Here is a 6,617-nt window from a genome sequence, read left to right as displayed (position 1 = left end):
AATACAGGTCGAGGATGTCCTCAACGGGCCGACCGTCCAGGTGAGTGATGTGGTCTCCGGGGCGCCATTCGAAGAGGCGGTTAAGAGGAGCCGGGAAAGCGCGGATGAGATTGATCATGTTTGGAAAGAAACCACAGGGTTTGGGTTGGCGCAACCCCTTGAGACAATGATCAAGAATCTGCGACAGAGCGCAAAGCCTGGCGTGCTGTCCGGAGATGACCTTGCCAGCGGATTCTTTTCGGTATAGTGATCGGCCCTTGGCCTATCTCTCCTGCAAGGAGGGACTCCAGAGTGATTACGGCTTGGCGGTAGTTGGCTGCCGCTGCATTTTTTCTTCCCTCCAGGCTATCCAGATAGCCCAAGGCAAGCATGGCCCGGTAGGAGGCGGGAAATAACGGGAGCATGTCAGTAAAAAGTTTGCTGGCTAGGTGAAGATCATTCCCGCGCAGAGCTTCCAGTCCCCTCAAATATGCTGCTTGGCGTCGGAACTCCTGGATTGGACCGCATCCTTCAACTATTGACAGCAGTTTGCCGGAAGTCGAGAAATCCTTTTGCTCAATCTTTATTTCCGCCAGGCTCAGCATGGTTTCGAAAGCCGGGGCTTCCAGGAGACTGGCCTGCAGAGAACTCTCGGCCTTCATTGGGCTACCGAGAGCAGCTTGGCATAGTCCCTTGAACATTCTCCCTTGCTCGGGCCAAATGGCCCATGAAACTCCACGATCCAGGTAGGGCGCGGCTGTTTCATGTTCTCCCAGCAGGAAATACCTGCTGCCGATTTGACGATTCAAATCTGCAACGAATTCCCGCCCCCCGAAAAATAAAACTGTAAATCCAAGAAGAAAAAATAGAGCTCCGGACATGCTGAACAAACTCCATCTACGAACTACGAAATCTGGGGTGGTTTTCCGAGAATGCGTTGGCCAACAACAAAGGCCAAGAAGAACCGCGGTAGTAAGACCGATGGCTGGAGTGTGAAGGGGAAAGCTGACCAAGCACAGAATACATGCAGTGATCACTCCGGCGGAGAGAAGGAAATGTCTGAGGCGATCTGTTCGGGCGTTGTAGGAATTGTAAATCTGGAACCAAGATCTACCCAAATACCCCCCCATGAGAACTAGCCAGCCTAATCCCAGCCACCCGGTTTCAGCTATCCATTGGAAGTATTCATTGTGGGCACGCGAAGCGATAGGAGCGTGTTGGGCAAAATCACGGTTTGGGAATCGTCGACCCAGTTCAGCCCTTGTTTCCGGCATGTGAACGAAGAAGTTCCCAGCTCCAACCCCAGTGACCGGGGAGTCGAGAAACATCTGCCAGGCAACTTGCCAGTTAGTTCTCCGAATGTCCCAGTGGTTTGAATCCAGGACCTGTTGGACAATTGGGGCTGCTTGCAACCTTTTGTCGGACACATCACCCCCACGAATTCCGAGCCCCATCAGGAAAATCCCTCCAAATGTTGCGAGTGTTACTCCAACAATAAATATTCTCAAGGATGACCATTCCCATCGCGAGTGAAGGAGGAAAAGAGGGGGTAGACTCAGTAAACCTGCTCCTGCAAGGGACAGTTGAGGACCCGTGGCACCACAGAGGAAAACGACCATGAGCAGAACAAAAGAGATTAGTCGGGATGCAAACCATTCTGCACGTTTTTGCTGGGAACGCATCCACAAGGTCAATGATGGAAAAAAAAGGATGCTCGCCAAACCGGCCAGTTGATTCTGGTTTCCCAAGGTACTGATTCCCGGCGGTAATCTCGACTCGATTGGTGCTCCTGGTAATAGTTGAAAAATCTGGGCAATGCCATATAGGCCGATACAGCTAGTTGAATACAGTAGGGGTTTCAGAAGATTTTGATTTCCAGATTCCGGGTCACGACAAGTAGCCGCCAAATGGGTAACGAACAGCCCAATTCCCAGAAAAAGGCAAAAACGGAGAGTTAAAAGGGGATTGGTAGCGCGTATTCCGCCCACTAAGAGAATTAGGCCAAGTGAGCCTAGAAATAGACGGAAAAAATTCCCCTTTTCCCTGATGCGGAATCTGTCTCCAACCTGGAGATGTGGGCTGCGTTTCGGAATTACACCCGAGCCCAGCACCCCGGCCAGGAGCCAAGCTGATCCAGCCATTGCCAGAAGGAGAAATTTTAAGGCATCATAAGAAGTGCTGCCCGGCCAAAAGGCAACGGGCAGCACCCACAACAAATGGAACAAAATTCGTTGCCTGGAAGTCAACGAATCAAGCTCATCTTGATTACCTCACCGACCTGATCTCCGTCCGCAAGCAAGCGTGCAAAATATGCTCCACTGGGAACAGATCTCCCTTTTTCATCGGTTCCTCTCCAGGATATTTGGTGACTGCCTGCCATGTACTGGTCCTGGGCCAGAGTTTTTACCAACTCGCCACGGACTGAGTAGATGCGGATTTCAGCCGTGCAGGGTCTATTCAGATCAAAGGAAAGAGTAGTGATCGGGTTAAAGGGGTTCGGATACAAACCCAGTCGCCAAGGCGGTGCTGGAGTATCTTCTACGCCCGAGGTCATGTCTGGAGTGCGAACCTGTACTGTCAGGCTGCCTCCGCTCACTGGCAGAACAATGCTCTCCTGCTTGGCCATTGACATCACAACGACCCGGTTCTTTTCAGGGATGTAAAGCTGAAAATCCAGATCGCTCGGCCATTGACTTCGGTCCCAACTGAAGACCAAATCTCCCGAATAGCCTGTGGTCAGGGCTATGTTCCACGTCATTATTTCCTGGTCCGGGTGAACCATGTCCGTCACAAAGGAATTACCGCCGGGCAGATCCCACTCCGGATGCTGGACAGCCAGCCTGGACCCACCCAAAGGAGAGGCCGGAGGTTCCGGCCAATCCAAGCGGGGATCGAAGCCTTCTGTAGCTGTGGAATGAGCGCCCAGCGTAACCGAACGGGCAACTTTTTCCCCGGGGACGGTTACCTGAAATTCGGTGCTCCACGATATTGTGTCGTCGTCCTCTTTTAGGAAAGAAGCTATAAGTCGGTTGGGTACAATCTGAAAGTTGGGATAGTGGAAAGTAAGGGAAATTCCAGGATAATAAGAACGGAACCAATACCCTTGCCACGCGACCATGTCAAAGGTTTGATAATAGCTATCGGTTACTCGATCGTAGTCCTGCAGTGGAGCCACTAATCCTATGTTGTTGGCACTATCCCAGTCATAGGTTTGGCCTTCGTAATTGACCATGATTCCGTCTACCGGGCAAGGGAACCACATAGGATTACCAAGGAGATTCCAGCCCGGATTAAGATCGATAGTGATTCCATCCAGGTACTGACCGCCGAGCATTGTCCAGTTGAATGGTGCGTCTGTGGCCAACCAATAGCCAACTCCGTACTGGGCAGGGTCTCCGGCAGACAGGAAACGATACCCGTCAGTACTGGGGTAATCGTATACGTAACCATACCCCGGTACCTGGTCCAGAATGACATCTCCCAAGGTATTGGACCCAGCCAGAGGAACCAGAGGCAATCCTATCAAGGACCAGCCATCTGAAATATTGCGACTGGCAGGTTCCAGATCCGGGGGTAGCGGGCCCTCACCTCCGACAGTCAACTCGAATTGTCTGATAGAAGGGCCCGTGTTCAAATAGGAATAGGTCTGGGAGGGGTACAAGTTGAATTCCTGCCCGTTTGACAGGTCTTTCAACTTAAGTGATATCCCGTCCAGTTCACTGAACGAGGGAGTGAAGTCCATATTGATGTTAGCGTTCTGGTCGGTTTCCACCTGGAAAGCCCAAACCCGGGATTCGGTAAGAGGATCAAAGAGACTGCGGTAGTCGGTAGTGTAGCGACTCCCGATTGGCCATTCGGGATGCGTAAAACTAGCTGCTAGGTAGACGGCGGGAGCAGGAGCGGGCTCGGGAATATCCAGGCCTGGGTCATAGCCATCCTGGGCGTCGGGGTGTGTGCCGGCAAAATTGCCTGTGTCCCCCATCTCCCCACAATAAACACCGAATTCAACCGTGAAGGGGTCATTCAGGACTGGTGAGGAGCCAATCTGCAAATCAAAGGTTCGGCTGCCGGCGTTGTACATGGGATAACTGTATGAACAATTCGGCCAAAGGGAAACAGTGACGCCAGTAGTGTGATCCACCAGACGAAGGGCATTCCCGGATGATTCGACAAAGCTAGGGTCGAAAGCAATCTGGACCGTCTCACCATCAGATTGCACAACGGGCGTATCGACGACGAACGTCCACTGTTTCATTTCAGTCAGTGGGTTGAATGGAGCGCGAACATCCGTTTTGAAATAGTTTTCAAAAGGAGAAGTCCAACCAGTTCGGGGGAAGTATACTTTTCGGTATGGGTCATCATCAGGGAAATCGTAGAGAGGGTCGTACCCATCGGTTGCATTCATCGAAACAGCGGCTGTGTTGTCTGAATCACCGCCATATGAGATGCCCACGGAAAAATCGAAATCCTCTTGGAAGGAAGCGACCTGTAATTCGAATGTACGACTATCGTTGGCATAGATTTCATACACATACGAGAGATTTGGCCAAAGGGAAGTGGTCTGGCCGGTGTATTGATCAACCAGTTGCAGTTGATATCCCCAGGATTCTGAAAAATTGGGTCCGAAGTCGATTCGGACTTCCTGGGCAGGGGACTGGAGATATGGGGTGTCGACGACGAAGGTCCATTGTTTGATCTCGTTCAGAGGATCGAATACGCTCTGTACATCGGTCCGGAAGTGGTCTTCGCCTGAAGAAACCCAGCCCGTATGTGGAAAGTACACCTTGCGGTTTGGATCAGAGTCGATGAAGTCCATGTCGGCGTCGTAACCATCGGTGGCATTTAACGAAGTGGCGGCAAAGTTGTTGTTATCTCCCCCGGAGGCTATGGTGATGGCCAGCTCATACTCTTCTTGTACAGGGCAATATTCCAGCGGAAAGTCCGGATTGACTGCTGCTACCGGGAGGGAATAGTCTTCGGAAACTGGAAAAACATGGAGAAGCTCGTCACCTGGCGGTATCACTACACTGTTGAATCCGCTGCTACTTTGTGGTTCAACCAGTTGGAGATAAATCAAAATTGGGTTCGTGTCCATGGGCAAAAACGACAGGGTTGCTAGGGTAGTTACTTCTGAAGTTGGTATTGGTCCATTTAGGCCCACAATATGGTTGCCAAGGCCTAAACCAACATCGATAGGGCCGGAGCCCGCAAGTGCAATACTGGGGGCAATGTAGTTTCCATCAATATGAAATCCGAATTCGTATCCCCAGATATCTGATGTGGTGGGATTCAAAACAACCACATGAGCGGGCACCCCAACGTAGGCAGGTGCCTCAATGTTGTTGTCGCCATTGTCGAAAATCACCGCCAGGAGGTTGTCCCCTGAACAATCCAGCTGGGCCAAAGACCAGGTTGGGGGCATTAGGATTAGAACCAAACAAGCAAAAATGAAACTCATTTTTAACCAACTCATCTAAATTCTCCTTCTCAACTAATACACCAATAATGGAGTTGCTGGGATGCCACGAAATCAAGATTTCTCGCCGGTGATAATTTTATCTGAACAGGCTTTTCACACCCCCCCAGGTTTCTGTCCGAACATGGACTTGGTCATCAACTTCCAAAATCCAATAGAATGAAATAACCGGTGCACTAACCGGGAAGGTGACCGTGCACGGGGGATTAACCACTTCGAATAGGCCACCGGGGCCCTGGACTTGCAATTTGAAAGGAATGTTTTGGGTAGAATTGGATTCGATCGAAATCAAACCTTCACCACCGGTTTGATTGGACTCCACCGTCATATTCCAGATTTCCAGTCGCTTGTCCTGGTACTCGGAAAGTGAGCGTATATCACTATGCCAGCGATTAGGAAACGCAAGTGGAGGGCTTTGCATGGCAAGAAAGACATGAAGGAGTGAACCCGGTGCCGCGGGAGGCTCAGGGATATCATACTTATCCAAACCGGAAAAAGCATCGTCCCTAACCCCAAAAAGCAGTTGGGGGACCGTGCCTGAGTCGGTTGTCAGCGATAGGGAAAACGATAACTCCTGACTATAGGCATTAGGTATGCAGAGAGTAAGAATCAAAATCAGATAATAAGAAAAGTTAGATATTTTTTGATTACTCATAATTGTTCAATACTTATCTATTATTCCGGTGCCCACTACTAATCATCAGGTTCAAGCTGACAATTAGATTCAAGCCTATTTGTATTTTTTTGTCAACACAATTGGGTTTTCGATAAGAGAAGTTGAGCTTTGTCATGAATGACCGGATCAGATGCTCCTTACATACCATCATAAACTAAATGATGAATGCGGAACTGCTGCTGAGGAAGGCAGTTGATATTCAAATCGCAGGGCGGTGGAGGTTGACAGCCCTGATGCTGACGGATAGATTCCAGGTTCGGAGCGGGCTTAACTCAGCTGGTAGAGTCCCAGCTTCCCAAGCTGGTTGTCGCGGGTTCGAGCCCCGTAGCCCGCTCCAAGCACCCAAACAACAAAGCTATCCCCGGAGATTCTACCGAGTCTGCCCGCTTTCCACCGCGGCCGAAATACAACTGGACAACGCCTCATCTTGCGGATTCCCTCGCTCCAAACAATCCAATTTCCGAAACCAGGTCCGCTGACGTTTGG

3 protein-coding genes and 1 tRNA gene are annotated in these 6,617 nt (G+C 50.6%); 1 reads left to right on the top strand and 3 read right to left on the bottom strand.

The annotated features are described in order from the left end of the window. Window positions 1–170: 170 nt before the first annotated feature. The 3 genes from KOO63_12105 to KOO63_12095 form a co-directional block, all read right to left on the bottom strand. Complete coding sequence (locus KOO63_12105) at window positions 171–2,225, bottom strand: O-antigen ligase family protein (GenBank protein MBU8922551.1); 2,055 nt, start codon at window positions 2,223–2,225, stop codon at window positions 171–173. Beyond that, entirely contained in the window at window positions 2,222–5,452 is a 3,231-nt protein-coding gene (locus KOO63_12100; GenBank protein ID MBU8922550.1) for a hypothetical protein, read from the bottom strand. The genes KOO63_12105 and KOO63_12100 overlap by 4 nt, the downstream gene beginning before the upstream one ends. A gap of 82 nt (window positions 5,453–5,534) precedes the next feature. Next, the gene (locus tag KOO63_12095) at window positions 5,535–6,110 is read right to left on the bottom strand and encodes a hypothetical protein (GenBank protein ID MBU8922549.1); all 576 of its coding nucleotides are present in this window, start codon (window positions 6,108–6,110) and stop codon (window positions 5,535–5,537) included. 282 nt (window positions 6,111–6,392) lie between these two features. On the opposite strand from KOO63_12095, the gene KOO63_12090 reads away from it, so the two are divergent. After that, window positions 6,393–6,468 (top strand) — tRNA-Gly (locus KOO63_12090). Window positions 6,469–6,617 lie beyond the last annotated feature (149 nt).

Source organism: Candidatus Latescibacterota bacterium (assembly GCA_019038625.1).
Taxonomy (GTDB): domain Bacteria; phylum Krumholzibacteriota; class Krumholzibacteriia; order Krumholzibacteriales; family Krumholzibacteriaceae; genus JAGLYV01.
Note: the sequence above shows the minus strand (reverse complement) of the source record. Positions and strands in the feature narration are given on the sequence as shown.

Excerpts from the sequence above, each read along its gene's own strand:
- KOO63_12100 (MBU8922550.1), bottom strand. The coding sequence starts at position 5,452 with ATGAGTTGGTTAAAAATGAGTTTCATTTTTGCTTGTTTGGTTCTAATC.
- KOO63_12095 (MBU8922549.1), bottom strand. The coding sequence starts at position 6,110 with ATGAGTAATCAAAAAATATCTAACTTTTCTTATTATCTGATTTTGATT.